The following is an 18,086-nucleotide window of genomic DNA, read 5'->3' as shown; positions in this document are numbered from 1 at the left end:
CTCGAAGAAGGCGCCTGCTTGCCCGCTCGCTCACGTCCACCTCCCGAGCCACACGCGGGAAAGATAGGACCTGAACGCGTCACTGCCCCCTCGCCCATTTCCCCTCTCCCTTCGGGAGAGGGACAGGGTGAGGGTATCGGGTGAATGGGGTTGAGCCCGTGAGGGTCCACTCCGGGTCCCTGGGTGCACCGGAGGCCAGACAGAACGTCCGGTTCTCGCCGGATGAACGGCGCGGTCCGTGTCAGCGGATTCTCGCGGGAGCATATCGGGACCACCCTGCCCACCTTCACGGGCTGGAACACGGTGACGGGCACCCTCACCCCGTCCCTCTCCCGAGGGGAGAGGGGAAGTAGGGAGGGCCCGGATGACGAGGAGACACGATGCCCCAGTACGACTTCGACTTGTTCACGATTGGCGCGGGCTCGGGCGGGGTGGCGGCGAGCCGGCGTGCGGGCTCGTATGGCGCGCGCGTGGCTATCTGCGAGGACAACCGCATTGGTGGCACGTGTGTGCACCGCGGCTGCGTGCCCAAGAAGCTGCTCGTCTACGGTGCGCACTTCCACTCGGAGTTCGAGGACGCGGCGGGCTACGGCTGGACGCTCTCGGAGCCGGGCTTCGACTGGAAGAAGCTCCAGGCGGCGAAGGACAAGGAGTTGGAGCGGCTCGATGGGGTCTACCGGCGCCTGCTGAGGGACTCGGGGGTGCAGCTCATCGAGGGCCGGGGCCGGGTGGTGGACGGGCACACGGTGGAAGTGAATGGCCAGCGCTACACGGCGGAGCGCATCCTGGTGGCGACGGGCTCGTATCCCTTCCTCCCCGAGGTGACGGGCATCGAGCACGCCATCTCCTCGGATGGAGCGCTGAGCCTGCCGGAGGTGCCGAAGCGGCTGGCCATCGTGGGAGGGGGCTACATCGGGGTGGAGTTCGCGGGCATCTTCAACGCGCTGGGGGCGAAGGTGATGATGCTCATCCGGGGCGACACGGTGCTGCGCGGCTTCGATGACGACATCCGCGCGATGCTCACGCAGGAGATGCGCAAGAAGGGCATCGACATCCGGCCGGAGACCTTCATCCGGGACATCGAGAAGCGCTCGGACGGGACGCTGAGCCTGCTGACGAGGATGGGGGACACGCTCGAGGCGGACGCGGTGCTGTACGCGACGGGGCGGGTGCCGCACACGAAGGGGCTGGGGCTGGAGGAGGTGGGAGTCCGGCTGGACGCGCGGGGGGCGGTGGAGGTGGACGAGTGGTCGCGCACGAGCGTGGAGAGCATCTACGCGGTGGGGGACGTGACGGACCGCATCAACCTCACGCCGGTGGCGATCGCCGAGGGGCGCGCGTTGGCGGAGACGCTCTTCCATGACAACCCGACGAAGATGGACCACACGGGGGTGGCGTCGGCGGTGTTCAGCCAGCCGCCGGTGGGGACGGTGGGGAGTACGGAGCTCGAGGCGCGCGAGCGTCACGGCGAGGTGGACGTCTACGTCTCCAACTTCCGGCCGATGAAGCACACGCTGAGCGGAAGGGACGAGCGGACGATGATGAAGGTCATCGTCGAGCGCGGCAGCGGGCGGGTGCTGGGCTTCCACATGGTGGGAGCGGACGCGCCGGAGATCATCCAGGGATTGGCGGTGGCGTTGAAGTGCGGGGTGACGAAGAAGCAGCTCGACGCGACGGTGGGCATCCACCCGACGGCGGCCGAGGAGTTCGTGACGATGAGGGACAAGCGGCCGGATCCGGTGGCGGACGCGGCGAAGGAGCTCGGTCACGACGCCCGTCAGGGCTGAGGGAAGAGAACGCCCTGAAACACAGAGCCCCCACAGCGCCCCCACCCCTCGCCCTCCGGGAGAGGGAAAGGGTGAGGGTGCCCGGGCCCGTGCTCAATTCCGTGAAGAAGACCCCGCGCTCCCCTCGCCACCGAAGGTGGAGCCCGCGGTCAACTGAAGGATGCCCGGGTAGGTGAGCTGTCCATGGTGTCCGATGATGTGCTGGTACACGGGCACCCGGAGGTTGAGCCCGAGCCGCACGCGTCCGAGCGGATACGCGAGCCCCGCGCCGGCGAGCACATCGGTGCGGCCCAGGTTGCCATCCTGTTGGACGAGCCCATCCCAGCGCTCGGGCTGCTCGTTGACGACATCGGCGCCAACGAAGAAGCGCAGGGCGCCCACCACGGGACCCTCGGCGGAGACCCCGGCGGCGAAGCGATTCCCGCTCTGGTACCCGAACCGGTTCTCCACGAGCGACAGCTGTGCCTGACCCCAGACACGCCCGCCCCAAGCACCCCAGGTGCGCGAGGCGTCCAGGCCGAGCAGGGGCTGCACGGTACCGGTGCCGAACTGCACATGCTGATGAGCCAGGCCCTGCTCACCGAGGGCGAACGGATTCTCCACCGTGCCTCCGAGCGGCACGGTCACGCCCAGGCGGGCGGTGAGGCCCACGCCGCCGAGCCGCCACGCATAGCGTCCCAACAGCCACGGGTCTCCGAGGCCGAACAGCGTCTCATTGCGGTGGTGGATGTTCTCGTAGTCGAGCACCAGGGGCGTGCCATCGAGCGCGGTGAAGCGCACGGTGGTGGAGCTCAAGCGCAGGGGCAGCTGCACCTCCACGCCGAGGGCATCGGTGAGGCCGTGCTCCAGGGTGGCGCGCAGCTCGGCGACGGTGAAGTGCTGGTCATGGAGCTGCGGAGGCTCATCGCGCACCTGGCAGATGGGGCCGATGTCCGGGCATTCGGACGGGTGCACCACGTGCACGGAGGTGACGAGGGTGGACAGGGACACGCCGGTTTCTCCGGCGCGCAAGGTGGAAAGGGAGTCCCTCCCGACCGGGAGGTTGGGATTGCTTCAACCCGCGCAGGCGGCGGCGCGGTTGGGAATGGCGAGCCCCAGCAGGCCCACGGCGATGGGCACCCACCTCATCGCGCGCCTCCCTCGGCCAGGGCCGCGTCGAGCGCGGCCAGGTCCAACCCCTTCACGGTGCGCACGAGCTTGCCGTCCTTCCCGTACACGACGAGGTACGGGAGGTTCTCCACCTGCCCGAGGTGGCGCTTCGCCAGCGGCGAGTCCCACGAGACGACGTTGAGCTTGCGGTAGGCGATGTCCTGCCGCGTGTTGAGCAGGGAGAACATGTGGGCATCCACCTTGCGGCAGGGGGGGCACCAGTCGGCGTAGAAGTCGAAGACGGTGACCTTGCCGGGCACGGCGTGGGGGGCGAGCTCGGGCACGTCCTCGCCCGCGTGGGAGAGCTTCACCAGGTCCGCGCCGGGGGCGAGCACGGGCAGCGGCTCGAAGGACAGGTCCGGGTGGCAGGTGAAGCACTGGGACTCGGGGACGGCGTGCTCGCCGCACCAGTCCTTGGCGGCCTGGAAGCGCGGGACGAGCTCGGGGTGGCAGCGGGTGCAGTTCTCCTGGGGGACGCGGTGCTCGCAGAAGGCGGCGTCCTGGGAGGAGGCGGCGCTCAGGGAGCTCAAGTTGCCGTGGGACGAGGTGGAGGCGCACCCGGGGGCGGCGAGGCCTCCCAGCACGCACAGGGTGAGGCTCAGGGTCTTCATCGAACGCATGGTCTGCTCAATCCGCCAGGCTCTCGCCCGGGCGGAAATGAATGGTTTGGACGGAATTCGGCCGAATCCCGGAAAAAAAGAACAAGGGGTAAGTTGAATTTCAGCCACGGGGAGGCTGGAATACGTCACGCGAGTGCAGCTGGGCGGCCGGAGGCAGGGGTTCCGTCCATCCGGCGGGCACGCGTTGCAGGGGGGCTGGCGGGAGCGTGGGTGCTGGCGCGAGCAGGGGGGACACCATGCGGCCACAGGGACAAGCCAGGCACGCGTCGGAGCACGGCAGGGTGCTCTCGGGACAGTCCGTACAGGGCTCGTCCCGGTCCACGTGCGCCTGGGCCGCGCCCAGCAGCAGGACGAGGGCGAGCGCGAGCAGGGTGGACAGGGCGCGGCGCATGGGCGGCTCCCACGCGTATCGCCATCGGCGGGGGGTGGCAAGCCTCGCGAGGGGAATGCCGGGGGGCGTCAGGTTGTCAGGCCTTCAAGCGTCCCTGGCCGCGTCGTTGCCAGGAAATGGGCATGGCGCCGTATGTCCGACAGGGGCTGTACGGTGAAGACGTCGGACTGCCGCGACGGGGCCGTGCCGGAGAGGGGGGAGACTCATGAAGAACCGCAACGGTGGAACATTGCAATCCTCAAGGATTGAGGATACTCTGGCCATGTCGGATTCCTGGCTTCAGGACGGGGGCGAGATGATGGAGCTCACGCTGGGCTATTTCCGGGTGGAAGACTCGCAGCTGGACGAGGGCTGCGAGGATGGGTTCTCGCTGTCGCGGCGCTCGGTGCTCACCGAGAAGCTGCTCCCCGCGCGCTGGACGCCGGTGGCGCGCAAACGGACCCGCCAGGGGCTCGAGGCGCGCCCCTCCCGGGTGTCGCTGCCCGTCTGACCGCTTTCGAGCACGGGCGGGCAACCTCAATCCTTCAGGTTGAAAACCAGGGATTCCCGGTTAGGCTTCCGCTCCATGGACACTCCGATTTCGGCCCGGACCGCCATCTTGATGTCGCTGATCGGCGGGCGGGGCTTCGGGCTGGAGATCATCGACAGGGTCCGGGAGAGGACGAACGGGAAGATCCACCTGAACGAGGGCTCGGTCTATCCGGCGCTCAAGGCGTTGGAGCGGGAGGGGTTGCTGCGCAGTTTCGAGGGAGACCCCATGCCCGAAAGAGGCGGACGTCCGAGGCGGTACTACGAGCTGACAGGCGAAGGGCGGAGGGTGGCGAGGGAGCAGCGCACGGCCCTGCTCAACCTGCTGCAGACGGCGGAGGCATTCTGAATGGACATCCAGCACCAGCAGGCGTTCCCTCTGTTGAGCGCGTTCGGGATGGACGGCGACATGGAGGACGGACTCACCGACTCGCACCGTCCCGTGCTGGCCGCGGACCTCTGCCGGAGGACGCGGGTGCCGGAGCCCCCGTCCGGTGTCCAGGCCTCCAGCCAGGAGGAGGACGCCTTGGCCTGGGTGGCTCCCGCGGCCCCGGTGCACCAGGCGGTGCGGCGGGTGGAGGGCTTCCTCGGGATGCTGGGCCGGTGCGCCAGCGCGCGCGTGGCCAACGAGGAGCTGGGTGACGCCCTGGAGCTCGTCCACAAGTTGGCCGGGGTGGGCGTGCCGGCGTGGATGCTCTACGCGCAGGCGGGGGTGTCCGCCTTCTGGGCGCTCGTCCACACGGTGCAGGACGCCGCCCTCCGGCTCACCGGCGGGCAGCGGGCGGAGCGGTAGGCGGGCCCGGCCCCTCACTTCATCAGGTTCTTCATCACGAACCAGACGTTCGCGGGGCGCTCGGCGAGCCGGCGCATGAAGTACGGGTACCAGTGCCTGCCATAGGGCACGTAGACGCGCACCGGGTGGCCCTCGGCCGCCAGCCGCTCCTGCAAGTCCCGGCGGATGCCATAGAGCATCTGGAACTCGAACGCGCCGCGCGGCAGCCCCTTCTGGCGCGCATGGGCCAGCGTCTCGTCGATCATCCGCTCATCGTGCGTGGCGATGCCGTGGTACAGCCCGCTGTCGAGCAGGATGCGCATGACGCGCAGGAAGTTCTCATCCACGTCCTTCTTGTCCTGGAAGGCGATGTCGGGCCCCTCCAGGTAGGCGCCCTTGCACAGGCGGATGCGGATGCGCTCGGCGCACAGGGCGCGGGCGTCGTCCTCGGTGCGGTAGAGGTAGCTCTGCAGCACCGCGCCCACGTGCGGCTCGCCGAACTCCCGGTGCAGCGCGCGCACCACGTCCAGCGTGGCCTGTGTCACCTCGCCGTGCTCCATGTCCACGCGCACGAAGGAGCCGCGCCGCTTCGCGTCGGCCACCACCTCGCGCGCGTTGCGCAGCGCCAGCTCCGGGTCGAAGAGCAGCCCGCATTGGGTGAGCTTCAGGGACACGTTGCCGCGCACGCCCACCTGATCGATTCGCGCCAGCAGCCGCTGGTACTCGCGCACCTCGTCGAGCGTCTCGTCCGCGTTGCGCACCGCCTCGTTGAGGTGGTCGAAGGAGACCGTCAGTCCGCGCGCGTTGAGCTCCTTCACCGCGGAGACGGCCTCCTCCAGCGTCTCGCCGGCGATGAAGCGGCGGGCGATGCGCCGCAGGGCGGGCACGCTGGTGGCGACGTCCTTCAACCCCTCGCGGCGCGAGAGGAACATCAGGGCGGAGCGGGACAGCTGGGTGGCCTGGTCCATGGAGTCCTATCGGTGTCTTATCGGTGTCCTACGAGTCGTGCTGGGCGAGGAACTCGCCGACGAGGGCGTTGAAGGTGCCGGTGTGGCTCATGTAGGGCAGGTGGCTGGCCGCGCGGATGACCTCCAGGCGCGAGCCGGGGATGCGCGCGGCCACGTCCCGGGCGTACGAGAGGGGCACCAGCAAATCCCTGGCGCCGTGGATGATGAGGGTGGGCACGCGCAGGCGCTCGAGGTCATCCAGGTAGCTCGCGGTGAGGATGTCCTGCAGCCGCCGCAGCAGCTCCACGGGCGAGAGCCGGCGCGCCTCGCGGACGATCTCCGCCCGGCCCTCGGGAGGCAGGTGGCGCCCGCCGAGCACCCGCGCCACGGTGGGGGCGAAGAGGTAGGCGAAGGGTTTGGGCATGCCCACCAGCGTGGACAGGGCCAGGGCCCAGCGCCGCACCCGGTGCACGCTGGCCACCGGTGACACCAGCACCAGCGCCTTGAGGCGCTCGGGGTGCGCCAGCGCATAGGCAATGGAGATGAGGCTGCCGAAGGACGAGCCCACCAGGGCGAAGCGCTCGGGCAGCCGCGCGTCCGGGTGCTCCAAGGCGGCGAGGTTCCACTGCAGCGGGGTATGCGTCAGGGGCGTCTGCAGCGTCGGGGTCCACAGGAGGAACCGGCGCTCGGCCGCCAGGGGCCGCATGGGCGCGAACGAGCGGCCCGAGGCTCCCAGTCCGGGCAGGCACAGCACGGTGCTCGACGCGTCGAGGCTGCCCCCGGGGAAGGTGAAGAGGCGGATGGGATGGCCGCGCACCATGCGCTGCTCGAAGGCCAACTCATAGCCCTGTTGAATCTCCTCGGGTTCGGGGACGAGCCGCGGAGAGGCGGGATGGGAGGCTTCAAGCATGGCAGGCTCGGATCAGGAGGTGGTGCACCATTGTGGCAATCCGGTCACGAAAGTGTTTCAGCCGTGTCTCGGGTGCATCCGCGGGAGGCGGTTCGAGCGAGGGGCCCACCGCGAAAGTCATTTTCACCGGCAAGGGCAGCGGCCCCAGGCCGACCCCCAATGGCACCCGGTACTTCTCCCCGGGTGCGAGCGGGACACACCAGCGCTCGTCCTCGGGACAGAGGAAGGTGCCATCCACCCCGAAGCCGGCGAAGGGGACGATGGGCACGCCCGCCTGGGCGGCCAGCCGCACGAAGCCGAGGGTGCCTTCCCAACGCAGCGTGTAATGGTAGCGGGGTTTCTTGAATGTCTCCCACGCGCCGCCCGGATAGCAGACGACGAGATTTCCCTGCTTCAAGGAGGCGAGGGCGTTCTCCCGGGTGCCCTCGACACCCCCCAACCAGGGCAGAACGGTTCTCACCAGGGGGATTTTGAAGAAGCCCCGCTCGGCCAGTCCCAACGGGTAGCGGCCTGTAGCGCGATGGATCAAATGGAAGAAAGCAGGCGTCTCGTAACCCCAGAGGCCGTGGTTGCCCACGAGCAGGACGGGGCCGCGGGCGGGCAGGTGCTCGGCACCGAGCAGCCGGGCGCGGTGGTAGAGGGCGGAGAGGGCCGCGCCTGTCTCGGCGAAGCGGAAGACCGCGCGGCGCAAGGGGTTCTGGGCAGCATTCACGGGGTGAGAAGATGGCGATGCCCCACCCGGATGACAGACCGCGTGGGCCCGCCTGCCTGCCAACCCTTCCCGGATGTTGGGAAAAGGTGTGTAGGCATTACAGGCTTCAACGCCTGTCAGGAAGGCGGGAGGGCCCGGAGAGCGGGCGGCCTTGGGGGCCCGGTGGTTGTCCGCCCCAGAGGGGGTGGCGATGGTTGTGGGGCCATGGGGCCTTTCGAGATGCTGTCAGGGAAGCAACGGGAGCTGCTGGCGTCCTTCGCGACGCTGGCACCGGGTGAGGATGGGTTGCCACCGCCGGAGCGGGTGGAGGAGATGCTCGAGGCGCTCTGGCTGCACGTGCGGCTGACGGAGCGTCACCTGCAACCCCTGGTCGTCCGGGTGGAAGGGCAGGCGCGGGCCCTCCAGGAGGCCGAGATCCTCCTGGCCATGCACGAGCTGATGGCCGAGCTGGAGTGGTTTCCGCACGGCAGCCTGGAGTGGCAGGTGCGGCTCATGGCCCTGGAGGACGCGGCCGTGGCCCATGTCCGGTCCCTGGAGCTCCAACTCTTTCCCCGCCTCGCCGACGCGCTCGATGAGCGCGAACAATTGGACCTCGTCCGGGAGCTCGCGGCCACACGCGAGGATTTGTGGATGGAAATGCGGCGCACCCGTTCCGGGTTCGAGGCGTTGGATCACGCCGATTCCTACTCATTTCATGTCTGATGCCTGAACAGACGTGCAGCGGATGACTACAATCATCACTTCAGACGCAATCTTTATTTATTTTTAAGCGACAACTCGTGTATGGGTGGCGTTATGTCTGGGCAGCCGTTGTGTAAACTGCCCTTGAACAGCAACCCCCCAGATGGACCCCTCGCCCCCGCGATGGCCCATCGAGAGAGGAAACACGAGCATGTCGGTCGACAAGGCATTCCGGGAGATGGTCCGTAACGAGATCGAGACGCAGCTCAAGCCGCTGCGCGACCTGGTGTCGCGTCTGGAGGCGGGCACGGCGGATCTCGACCGTCTGCGCACGGTGGCGGAGCAGCTGGCGCCCCTGGCTGGCGCGGTAGGCCCCCTGTTTGGCGTGTCCGGTGGTAGCCGCGGTGGTGGTGCGGTGCCGGCCCGCCGGGGTCCGGGCCGTCCGGCTCGCGCCGCCTCGGCGCCCGCGCCGGTGGCCTCCGGTGGCAAGAAGCGCGGCCGCAAGCCGGCCGCCGAGGGTGGGGCGCGTGAGTGCGCCATCAATGGCTGCGGCAAGCCCAGCCGCACCAAGGGTTACTGCGCCGCGCACTACCAGAAGCTGCGCATGCTCGAGAAGACCAACCGCCGCCCCTCCAACTGGGTGGACTACGCCGAGCCCAACAGCGTCGAGGACATCAAGCTGCCGCGTGGCCGCGCCGCCGCCAAGGCGCTCGCCGAGGCCAAGAACGCGGGCTGAGCCCCACTGCGGCTGAGCTGGAGCTTTACCGGACCCTCCCCTTCTTCCTGGTGGAGGGTCCGGTTCTTGCGGGCCCGCCGCGAGCCCGCCATTGTTGGGCATCATGAACAAGCGCGAGCTGGAACCCGGAATCTTCACCGAGCTGGCCGGACGGACCACGTACGGCGACTACCTGCAGCTGGACCGGCTGTTGTCCGCGCAGGTGCCCCGCTCCCAGCCGCCGCACCACGACGAGCTGCTCTTCATCATCCAGCATCAGACGAGCGAGCTGTGGATGAAGCTGCTCGTGCACGAGCTGACGGCCGTCATCCGTTACATCCAGGCCGACCACCTGGAGCCCTCGTTCAAGATCTTCTCCCGGGTGGGGCACATCCAGCGGATGCTCTTCGAGCAGTGGAGCGTGCTGGAGACGCTCACGCCCAATGAGTACCTGGAGTTCCGCGGCGCGCTGGGACAGGCCTCGGGCTTCCAGAGCTACCAGTACCGCGCGCTGGAGTTCCTGCTCGGCCACAAGGACGAGCACTCGCTGGGGCCCTTCAAGCACATTCCGGGCGTGCATGCGGAGCTCGAGCGCTTCCTGCACTCGCCCAGTGTGTATGACGAGTTCCTGCGCCACCTGGCGCGCCAGGGCCACGCGGTGCCGGCGGACCGGGTGGAGCGCGACTGGCGCGAGCCGTATGAGAAGAGCGCGGCGGTGATGGAGGTGTTCCGCCACATCTACGAGGCGCCCGAGAAGCACTGGGATGCGTACGAGATGTGCGAGAAGCTGGTGGACGTGGAGGAGCGGTTCCAGCTCTGGCGCTACCGGCACATGATGACGGTGATGCGCGTCATCGGCTTCAAGCAGGGCACCGGCGGCTCCTCGGGCGTGGGTTTCCTGCGCAAGGCGTTGGACCTGCGCTTCTTCCCGGAATTGTGGGACGTGCGCACCGAGCTCGCTCCCCCGGCGGGCAGGTAGGGCTTCCCGCGCGGCTGCCCGTGGCCCCTTCCATTCCTAGCTTGAGCAGGAAAAGGAGGACACACCATGGGCGAGCACGACAGGCCGAAGCACGAGCCCCCGCTTCCCGAAGACGACGAGGGGCATACGAAACGTCAGGCTGGAGACCGGCCCATTCCCACGCCAGGGCACATCGGCAACCTTCCCGATGACGCCCCCGGCCCCGGCAAGCCGATCGTCTTCCCGCCGCATTCCCCCGAGGACTGAGTGTTCACCGCGGGAGGAGGGTGCATCCGGTCCCCTCCTACCCGTGGTAGAGCATCCCCATGCTCGCACTGACCCTCGCCGCCGTGCTCGCTGCCAATCCCAACCCCGTCGACGCCTGGTCCCGCAAGGCCTGTCCTCCTCCAAAGCAGACGCCTGACTCCAACATCGAACTGAAGTTCTCGGAGCAGCAGCGCGCCGAGTGCCTCAAGAAGGCGATGAACAAGGCACTCGACAAGGTCATCGTCCCCCTCAAGAAGTCCAAGCCTCCCGCCTTCAAGGAGTGGATGGCCTTGCAGGCCGACTACAACCGCTGGATGGCCGATGCCTGCGCCGCCGTCGAGGAGGCCAACTGGGTAGACCTCTCCACCGGCGAGCGCTCCATGGGCACCGGCTACGGCTTCACCGAGAGCCAGTGTCTCCAGCGCCAGTTCGCCTGGCGCGGCTTCTACGCCGATGCGTGGGCTCGCAAGGACTGGAACGGAATGCAGCAGGCCCTCCAGGGCTTCTCCGAGCCCTCGGCCAAGGCGCGCGACACCCTCCAGTCCTACCGCTCCAAGGCGCAGGCCGCCGCCGCCCGTGCTCCCGCCCACGTCGAGGAGTCCGACCTCCCCGTGCGCCAACTCTCCCGCGACGACTGGAAGCCCTACATGGAGCGCCTGGAGCGCGCCGCCTCCGGCCCCGAGGCCCTCGCCCGCCGCCAGTGCGCCCTCCACCCCAGCCCCGCCCCCGACTGCGCCCAGCGCTTCGCCGACAGCCTCTCCGCCCAGCTCGATTTCTCGGAAGCTCTCAGCAACCAAGAAACTGGGAATTAGCGTTACGCCTGGATTACGACTTAAGGAGGATGTCAGACCCCTCTGCAACATGGCATTCATCATGACCGCCATGTTGAGCTCCGCTTCCGTCTCCCACCTCGAGTCCCATCCCCCGCGCCGCAAGGGGCTCTCGCTGGCCACGCGCTCCGTCAGTTCCCGCTCCGCCGCGCTGCATGCCTATGCCGCCTCGCAGCTCGGCGCCGAGCTGATCGCCACCTACGGCGCCGGCCGCTCCACCCCCGGCGGCTCCTGGCTCCTGCTCTCCGGTCTCGAAATCCACCTCGGCCAGAGCGTCCTCTCCCCGGATCTCATCGGCTGGCGGCGCGAGCGGCTGCCGCGCGTGTCCCGCGGCTCCTCCGGCATCGCGCTCGCCCCGGACTGGGTCTGCGAGGTGCTCTCTCATCCCGAGGAGCGCGCCCACCTGCTGCCCCTCTACGCCCGCGAGGGCATCCGCCACGTGTGGCTGGTGGACCCCGAGGTGCGCACCCTGGAGGAGCTCCAGCTCGACGGCCGCCGCTATTCGCTCTCCGCCCTGCACTCGGGCTCGAGCACCGTCCGTGCCGAACCTTTCAACGCCCTGGAGCTTCCGTTGCGCCTCCTCTGGGCGGACTGAGCGGGTAGTCTGCGGCCCCATGGCCGCCGCCGCCTCCTCCCCCCTGGTCTTCGAGAAGGCCCACGTTCTCTGCTACCGCACCTTCGACATCGCCGAGGAGATCAACCTCGAGCAGGCCCGCCGGGTCATCTCCTCGGATGCGCGCCGGCTGAAGCTCGGCCGTGAGAACAGCCAGTACCTCCAGCTGCCCAACCCGCCCCTGGCCTTCGAGCTGGGCCGGCGCGCGCTCCCCCTGCGCCAGGGGCCCGTCACCGTGGACGTCACGGCGCGCCTCTTCGACCATGGCGCCGCCTCCATCATCCTGCGCGTCCCGGTGCCCCCGGACACCACGCTCGAGCCCCTCATCTCGCTCGCCGATGAGCTCTACGACAGCGTGGCCCTCGAGGAGCTGGCCGTGGAGCTCATCGAGTCCGTGCGCAAGATGATCGCCCCCGCCGTGCAGGGGCCGCACCTGTGGGACCAGAACGAGAGCTACACCGTCCTCTTCGTCGAGCGCATTCAGGGCAACCCCTCCGCCGAGGAGTTGATGGCGCGCGCGGACCTGGCCCGGGTGCTGCTCGGCGAGGTGAACGACAAGCCCCTGTCCCCGCGCGAGCGCGAGGCCGTCACCCAGTCGCGCTTCAGCTACACCGTGGATGACCTGGCCGTCATCGACTGGAACAGCGCCTTCGTCTACGAGCCCTCCGGCTCCAGCGACATTCCGGATCTGCTCGAGGTGGCCAACGCCCAGCTGCTCGAGTTCCGCTACTACGACTTCCTGCTGGATGCGCACATCGGCCGCATCCATGACGAGGTGCAGGCCAAGCGGCATGGCTTCCTCGGCCTCTTGCGCAGCCCCTACCGCGCCCTGGCCCGCGAGACGCTCTCCACCCTGGTGGACCTCAACGAGTTCATCGAGCGGGTGGAGAACAGCCTGAAAATCATCGGCGATTTCTACCTGGCCAAGGTGTACGAGGCCTCCGTCAAGCGCATGCGCATTCCGGCCTGGCAGGCCTCGGTGACGCGCAAGCAGCAGCTGCTGGCCCAGACGTACGGTCTGCTCAAGGGCGAGGTGGACACCGACCGCAGCCTCACCCTGGAGCTCACCATCGTCCTGCTCATCGTCCTGGAGATCCTCTTCGCCTTCCTCCGGGTCTTCGAGTGAGGCGTTGGACACCCGGGCAAACCCGGAAGTTCCGTTTATCCTGAACTGGACGCTTGGCCCGGGGGGTGGTGGGCAGCGGTCTGGTACTCGTGGAAAACTTCTACCTCACGCTCGGTGCTGGTGTGGATCGGGCCTGGGGGGTGGGCATGCAGGTGCCCGGAAGCAATTTCGTCGCCGCGGTGGAGCGCATGTCGCGCGCGCTGGAGCAGCTCGCGTCGGCTCCGTCGGCCATGGCCGTGCTGCAGGAGGTGGCGCGCTGTGCCGCCTCCTCGGTGGGGCTGGAGCGTGCCGCCATCGCCTGGTTGGACGTGGACGGAGGGCTGCTGACGCAGGCCACACCGGGGCTGAGTCCCGAGGCGGTGGCCGTGTGCGGACGCTGCCTGCTGGACACCCCGCGTGCCGAGCCCGTGCCGTGGCTGTTCCACCAGACGGGCCCGGGGCTGGAGCCGGCGCTCGCCACGGTGATGGATGGGCTGGGCGCGGCGTCGCTGCTGGCCCTGCCCGTGCGGGGCTCGAGCGGCGGCCACGTGGGCGTGCTGCTGGGGCCCTCGCCCGAGCCGCGCACCTTCTCTCCCGAGGAGCTGCGGCGCTTCACCCTGTACGCGCAGCTGGCCGGGTTGGCCATCGAGCGCGGCCGGTGGGTGGAGTCCGCGCGCACCTCCGCGCTGCAGGCCCGCGCCGAGGCCGAGCAGGCCGAGCTGCTGCGCCTCACCAGCTTCCAGGCGGTGACGGAGGCCTTCGGCCGCGCCCTCACCCGCGAGGACGTGGGCCGGGCCGTGCTGGAGCTGGGCGTGCCCGCGGTGGGCGCGCTGGGCGGCACGGTGCACCAGGCCTCGGCGGATGGGCTCTCGGTGGAGCTGGTGGCGGCGGTGGGCACCCGCCCGGAGGAGCAGGCCCTGCTGCGCTCGCTGCCCCGGGAGATGCCGGAGCTGCCCGGCTTCGACGCGGCGGCGCGCGGCGTGCCGGTGTGGCTGGAGTCTCCAGAGGAGGCGCGCACCCGCTACCCCGCCTTCATGGCGTACATGTCCCGCCAGCACTGCCAGGCCTTCGCCTTCCTGCCCCTGCGGGTGGAGCAGCGCAACCTGGGGCTGCTGGCCTTCGGCTTCGCCCAGGCGCGGCACTTCACCGAGCTGCAGCGCACCCTCATGCTGGGGCTGGCCCGCCAGTGCGCCCAGGCCATGGAGCGCGCCCGCCTCTACGAGAACGAGCGCGCCGCCCGGCTCCAGGCCGAGGCCGCCGGGCAACGGCTGCAACTGCTGGCCGACGCGGGCGTGCTGCTCTCCGGCTCCCTCGAGTGGGAGACGACGGTGTCCGGCGTGGCGCAGCTCGCGGTGGGCGGCTTCTCCGACTGGTGCGCGGTGGACTTCCTCGATGACCACGGCGCCCTGCGGCGGCTCACCGTCCAGCACGTGCACCCGGAGCGCGCGCTGCTGCATGACAAGATTGAAAGCTACTCCCCGGAGCGGGCCCGGCCCTCGGCCATCACTGAGGTGGTGCGCACCGGGCGCTCGCAGCTCGTCACCGGGCTGGTGCCGCCCTTCAATCGCAAGGTGGAGGCGCGTCCCGGCCAGCCGCCCGAGGGCGGCTCGTTCATCATCGTCCCGCTGATGGCGCGCCAGCGCACCCTGGGCGCCATGTCCTTCGTGCGTGGGCCGGAGCGCTCGCCCTTCACCGACGCGGACCGCTCGCTGGCCGAGGACCTCGCCGCCCGCGCGGGCATGGCCATCGACAACGCGCGCCTGCTGCGCAAGGCCCGCTCCGCCGAGGCCGAGTCCCGCCGCAACGCCGCCCGCCTGCGCAGCATCGTGGAGGTGGATCAGCTCCTGGCCGAGGCCGGGTTGGACCTGCCCGCGGTGTTGGATGTGATTGCCCGCAAGGTGTCCGAGGTGATGGGGGATGGGTGCGTGCTGCAGCTCATGGCCGAGGACGGGGCCTTCCTGGAGCCCGTCACCATCCACCACCCGGAGCCGGAGGCGCGCTGGCTGTTGGCGGGCACCGTGCACGCGCGGCGGCAGAAGGTGGGCGAGGGCTTCCACGGAGGCGCCGTCGCCAGCGGGCGCGCCGTGCTGCTGCCGGACATCGACGTGGAGGAGGCGCGCGCCTCGGGGGGCCTGCCCGAGTACCTGCCCTACCTGGACCGCTACGGCCCGCAGAGCCTGTTGGTGGTGCCGCTGACGGCGAAGGGGCGGGTGTTCGGCAGCCTGGGCGTGGTGCGGGACGTCGCCGGCGGCCGGCCCTTCGGCGAGGAGGACCAGATGCTGCTGCAGAGCCTCGGCGAGCGCGCGGCCCTGGCCATCGAGGACGCGCGGCTGTACGGCGCCGCCACCGAGGCGGTGCGGCTGCGCGATGACTTCCTCTCCGTGGCGGGGCACGAGCTGAAGACGCCGCTGAGCGCGCTGCGGCTGCAGATTCAAATGCTGGCGCGCGTGGCACGCGAGGTGGCCACCACGCCGGGCCTCGCCCAGCGCGTGGAGAAGGCCGAGCGCACCAGCGAGCGGCTGGGCGCCCTCATCGACGAGCTGCTCGACGCGGGCCGCATCACCGCGGGGCGGCTGAAGCTGGAGCGCGAGGAGGTGGACCTGGCCGCGTTGACGCGCGACACCGTGGGGCGCATGTCCGAGGCCCTCGCCCGCACCGGCAGCGAGGTGAAGCTGCTCGCCGAGTCCGCCGTGCCCGGGAAATGGGACCGGGTGCGTCTGGAGCAGGTGGTGGGCAACCTGTTGTCCAACGCCGCCAAGTACGGCCGCGGCCAGCCCGTCGAGGTCCGGGTGGAGCAGGGGTTGGATGGCCGGGCCCGGCTCGTGGTGAAGGACCACGGGATTGGCATTGCTCCCGAGGACCAGGCCCGCATCTTCGAGCGCTTCGAGCGCGCTGTGACGGGCAATCAGATCAACGGGCTCGGGCTGGGGCTGTGGATTACCCGGGAGATCATCGAGTCCCACGGCGGCCACATCCTCGTGCAGAGCGCTCCCGGCGAGGGGTCTACGTTCACCGTGGAGCTGCCTCGGGAGTAGGGGGGCAGGGGCGGTAGACCCTCACCCCAGCCCTCTCCCAGAGGGAGAGGGGGCATACACGGAATCAGGAATTCTTCTGCCTGCCTGTCCTCCCGCCGGGGGAGTCTGGCTCCCATGTGTCCCTACCCCGGGGGCTGGGGTACGCTGTGACCCTGATTCGTCCCTTGGAAGGTGGAGAGCCCGTTTGACCCGTGCCGATGGCAGCAACCGCAACGCGGTTCGCGCGGACAGCCCTCTCTTCGGCGAGCTCCTGCTCAAGCTCGGAATCGTCACGCCCAATCAGATCGAAGAGGCGCTCGCCCTCCAGTCCCTCAACGGTCAGCGGCTCGGCGAGGCCCTCATCTCCCTGGGCTACGTCACCCGCGAGCAGATTCAGGACGCCCTGGGCGAGGCGCTCGGCCTCCACAACGCCCCCCAGGGCTTCACCCCCGCCCAGCCTCCTCTCGGGGAGCTGCTCGTCGGCCTCAAGTACCTCACCGTCGCCCAGCTCGACGAGGCCCTCGCCCTCCAGCGCCGCACCGGCCGCAAGCTGGGCGAAATCGTCGTCGAGCACGGGTACTGCACCTACAAGCAGCTCTACGAGGGGCTCGGCCTCCAGGGCCGCGTCTCCGGCCGCCAGGAGCCTCCCTCTCGCGCCCTGCCCCAGGAGGGCGGCCACCACCGCGTCATGGTCGTCGATGACAGCCCCCTGGCCTGCGCCTTCGTCCAGGATGGGCTGGTGTCGCTCGGCTACGAGGTCATCTGCTTCCAGGACCCGTACGAGGCCCTCGAGCAGGTGGGCAAGGTGCAGCCGGCCATCGTTCTGAGCGACCTGGACATGCCCGGCATCGACGGCATGGAGTTGTGCCGCCGCCTCAAGGAAGGCCCCAGCCGGGCCATGCCCGTCATCATCCTCACCGCCAACGACAACGACGCCGAGCGCGTGAAGGGGCTGCGCGCGGGCGCGGATGACTACGTCAACAAGTCCGCCTCCATGGACGAACTCACCGCGCGCATCGAGAGCGTCATGCGCCGCACCGGTGAGACGGAGCGGATGCGCAAGCTCTTCGCCCGCTACACCTCCGACGCCGTCGTCGAGGAGATCCTCAAGAGCCCCGACTCGGTGGTGCTCACCGGCGAGAAGCGCGAAGTCACCATCCTCTTCGCCGACATCCGCAACTTCACCGGGCTCGCCGACAGTCTCCCGCCCGAGCAGACCGTCGGTGTGTTGAACCAAGTGCTGGGCGGCCTGTCCGACGCGGTGCTCACCTGCGGCGGCACGCTGGACAAGTTCCTCGGCGATGGGCTGATGGCCGTCTTCGGCGCGCCCGTGTTCCGCGAGGACGATGCGCTGCGCGCCCTCCAGTCCGCGAAGATGATGATGGCCTTCATGGTCGAGCTGCGCGAGCGCGCCGAGGCCGAGTGGGCCACCACCCGCCAGGGCCGCCCGCTCACGCTCGAGCTGGGCATCGGCATCAACTCGGGCATGGCCGTGGCCGGCAACATCGGCGGCGCCATGCGTACCGAGTACACCTGCATCGGCGACTCGGTGAACGTGGCCGCCCGCCTGTGCGCCCTCGCCGGGCCGGGAGAGATTCTCGTCGGCGAGCGCACCGTGGAGCTGCTCGCGGGCCATGAGTCCGGCTTCGAGGAGCTGCCCCCCGTGCGCCTCAAGGGCAAGCCCCACCCGGTGCCGCTCTTCCGCGCCCTCTGGTAGGCGCCCGCTCCTACTTCCCGGCGAGCGGCTCATCGTAGGGCGGGCAATCCCATTCCCCCGTCGAGCAGATACACGTGAAGGTGCCCCCGGCGCCATCCGTGCAATTGCGCTTCGAGCCAATGGAGCCGCAGGCCAGCGCATCGATCTGATAGCAATAGGGCAGCGTGGTGTAATCGCTGGTGGGCGCCCCCTCGGAACCCAGCGCGTCCGCGCGAGCCGGGGCCATCGCCTCGACTTCGGCCCCTGACTCGGTCACGACGCCACCGCACCCCGCCAGCACTCCAGCCAACAGCACTCCCAACATTCCGCGCATGTGTTTCTCCTGGTTGTGACGCTTTACCAGGATAGCTCGATTTGGCGCCGAGGGGGG

The 18,086-nt window shown here is 69.5% G+C and carries 20 protein-coding genes; 13 read left to right on the top strand and 7 right to left on the bottom strand.

The window, feature by feature from the left end; genetic code table 11:
* The first annotated feature begins 380 nt into the window (after window positions 1-380).
* A complete protein-coding gene (gor, locus tag NR798_RS46490) occupies window positions 381-1,787 on the top strand; it encodes a glutathione-disulfide reductase (protein WP_375769079.1) in 1,407 nt (468 codons plus the stop codon).
* Window positions 1,788-1,880: 93 nt separating this feature from the next.
* On the opposite strand, the gene NR798_RS46485 is transcribed toward gor, so the two are convergent.
* The 3 genes from NR798_RS46485 to NR798_RS46475 form a co-directional block, all read right to left on the bottom strand.
* Window positions 1,881-2,777, bottom strand: a complete 897-nt coding sequence (locus NR798_RS46485) for a hypothetical protein (RefSeq protein ID WP_375769078.1) — start codon at window positions 2,775-2,777, stop codon at window positions 1,881-1,883.
* Between the two features lie 134 nt (window positions 2,778-2,911).
* On the bottom strand, window positions 2,912-3,556 hold the full coding sequence (locus NR798_RS46480; protein ID WP_375769077.1) for a TlpA family protein disulfide reductase: 645 nt from the start codon (window positions 3,554-3,556) through the stop codon (window positions 2,912-2,914).
* 100 nt (window positions 3,557-3,656) lie between these two features.
* A complete protein-coding gene (locus tag NR798_RS46475; protein WP_375769076.1) occupies window positions 3,657-3,947 on the bottom strand; it encodes a hypothetical protein in 291 nt (96 codons plus the stop codon).
* Window positions 3,948-4,209: 262 nt separating this feature from the next.
* Between NR798_RS46475 and NR798_RS46470 the strand changes: the two genes are divergently transcribed.
* From NR798_RS46470 to NR798_RS46460, 3 genes are all read left to right on the top strand, one after another.
* Window positions 4,210-4,437, top strand: coding sequence for a hypothetical protein (locus NR798_RS46470; RefSeq protein ID WP_375769075.1), 228 nt, complete (start codon window positions 4,210-4,212; stop codon window positions 4,435-4,437).
* A 75-nt stretch (window positions 4,438-4,512) separates the two neighbouring features.
* Window positions 4,513-4,824: a PadR family transcriptional regulator gene (locus NR798_RS46465; protein ID WP_375769074.1), complete on the top strand. Its 312-nt coding sequence runs from the start codon at window positions 4,513-4,515 to the stop codon at window positions 4,822-4,824.
* A complete protein-coding gene (locus NR798_RS46460; protein ID WP_375769073.1) occupies window positions 4,825-5,268 on the top strand; it encodes a hypothetical protein in 444 nt (147 codons plus the stop codon).
* A gap of 14 nt (window positions 5,269-5,282) precedes the next feature.
* On the opposite strand, the gene NR798_RS46455 is transcribed toward NR798_RS46460, so the two are convergent.
* Genes NR798_RS46455 through NR798_RS46445 form a run of 3 tightly spaced genes read right to left on the bottom strand, consistent with a single transcriptional unit; the run spans window position 5,283 to window position 7,795 of the window.
* Window positions 5,283-6,215 (bottom strand): proline dehydrogenase family protein, encoded by a 933-nt coding sequence (locus NR798_RS46455; RefSeq protein ID WP_375769072.1) that lies wholly within the window; start codon window positions 6,213-6,215, stop codon window positions 5,283-5,285.
* 28 nt (window positions 6,216-6,243) lie between these two features.
* The gene (locus NR798_RS46450; protein ID WP_375769071.1) at window positions 6,244-7,104 is read right to left on the bottom strand and encodes an alpha/beta fold hydrolase; all 861 of its coding nucleotides are present in this window, start codon (window positions 7,102-7,104) and stop codon (window positions 6,244-6,246) included.
* A complete protein-coding gene (locus NR798_RS46445) occupies window positions 7,097-7,795 on the bottom strand; it encodes a lysophospholipid acyltransferase family protein (protein ID WP_375769070.1) in 699 nt (232 codons plus the stop codon). Before NR798_RS46445 ends, NR798_RS46450 begins: the two co-directional genes overlap by 8 nt.
* 225 nt (window positions 7,796-8,020) lie before the next feature.
* On the opposite strand from NR798_RS46445, the gene NR798_RS46440 reads away from it, so the two are divergent.
* The 9 genes from NR798_RS46440 to NR798_RS46400 all read left to right on the top strand — a co-directional run bounded on the left by NR798_RS46440 (window position 8,021) and on the right by NR798_RS46400 (window position 17,716).
* Complete coding sequence (locus tag NR798_RS46440) at window positions 8,021-8,518, top strand: hemerythrin domain-containing protein (protein ID WP_375769069.1); 498 nt, start codon at window positions 8,021-8,023, stop codon at window positions 8,516-8,518.
* Between the two features lie 190 nt (window positions 8,519-8,708).
* Complete coding sequence (locus NR798_RS46435; protein WP_375769068.1) at window positions 8,709-9,233, top strand: cell wall protein; 525 nt, start codon at window positions 8,709-8,711, stop codon at window positions 9,231-9,233.
* A gap of 91 nt (window positions 9,234-9,324) precedes the next feature.
* A complete protein-coding gene (locus NR798_RS46430) occupies window positions 9,325-10,191 on the top strand; it encodes a tryptophan 2,3-dioxygenase (protein WP_375769067.1) in 867 nt (288 codons plus the stop codon).
* Between the two features lie 66 nt (window positions 10,192-10,257).
* Entirely contained in the window at window positions 10,258-10,437 is a 180-nt protein-coding gene (locus NR798_RS46425) for a hypothetical protein (RefSeq protein ID WP_375769066.1), read from the top strand.
* Window positions 10,438-10,496: 59 nt separating this feature from the next.
* Window positions 10,497-11,249 (top strand): hypothetical protein, encoded by a 753-nt coding sequence (locus NR798_RS46420; RefSeq protein WP_375769065.1) that lies wholly within the window; start codon window positions 10,497-10,499, stop codon window positions 11,247-11,249.
* Between the two features lie 61 nt (window positions 11,250-11,310).
* On the top strand, window positions 11,311-11,862 hold the full coding sequence (locus NR798_RS46415; RefSeq protein WP_375769064.1) for a Uma2 family endonuclease: 552 nt from the start codon (window positions 11,311-11,313) through the stop codon (window positions 11,860-11,862).
* 19 nt (window positions 11,863-11,881) lie between these two features.
* Window positions 11,882-13,006, top strand: coding sequence for a hypothetical protein (locus NR798_RS46410; protein WP_375769063.1), 1,125 nt, complete (start codon window positions 11,882-11,884; stop codon window positions 13,004-13,006).
* Between the two features lie 146 nt (window positions 13,007-13,152).
* Window positions 13,153-16,020: a GAF domain-containing protein gene (locus tag NR798_RS46405; protein ID WP_375769062.1), complete on the top strand. Its 2,868-nt coding sequence runs from the start codon at window positions 13,153-13,155 to the stop codon at window positions 16,018-16,020.
* Between the two features lie 184 nt (window positions 16,021-16,204).
* Window positions 16,205-17,716 (top strand): response regulator, encoded by a 1,512-nt coding sequence (locus NR798_RS46400; RefSeq protein ID WP_375769061.1) that lies wholly within the window; start codon window positions 16,205-16,207, stop codon window positions 17,714-17,716.
* A gap of 10 nt (window positions 17,717-17,726) precedes the next feature.
* On the opposite strand, the gene NR798_RS46395 is transcribed toward NR798_RS46400, so the two are convergent.
* On the bottom strand, window positions 17,727-18,029 hold the full coding sequence (locus tag NR798_RS46395; RefSeq protein WP_375769060.1) for a hypothetical protein: 303 nt from the start codon (window positions 18,027-18,029) through the stop codon (window positions 17,727-17,729).
* Between the last annotated feature and the right edge of the window lie 57 nt (window positions 18,030-18,086).

The organism is Archangium gephyra (assembly GCF_042230915.1).
GTDB classification, from domain to species: domain Bacteria; phylum Myxococcota; class Myxococcia; order Myxococcales; family Myxococcaceae; genus Archangium; species Archangium gephyra_B.
Note: the sequence above shows the minus strand (reverse complement) of the source record. Positions and strands in the feature narration are given on the sequence as shown.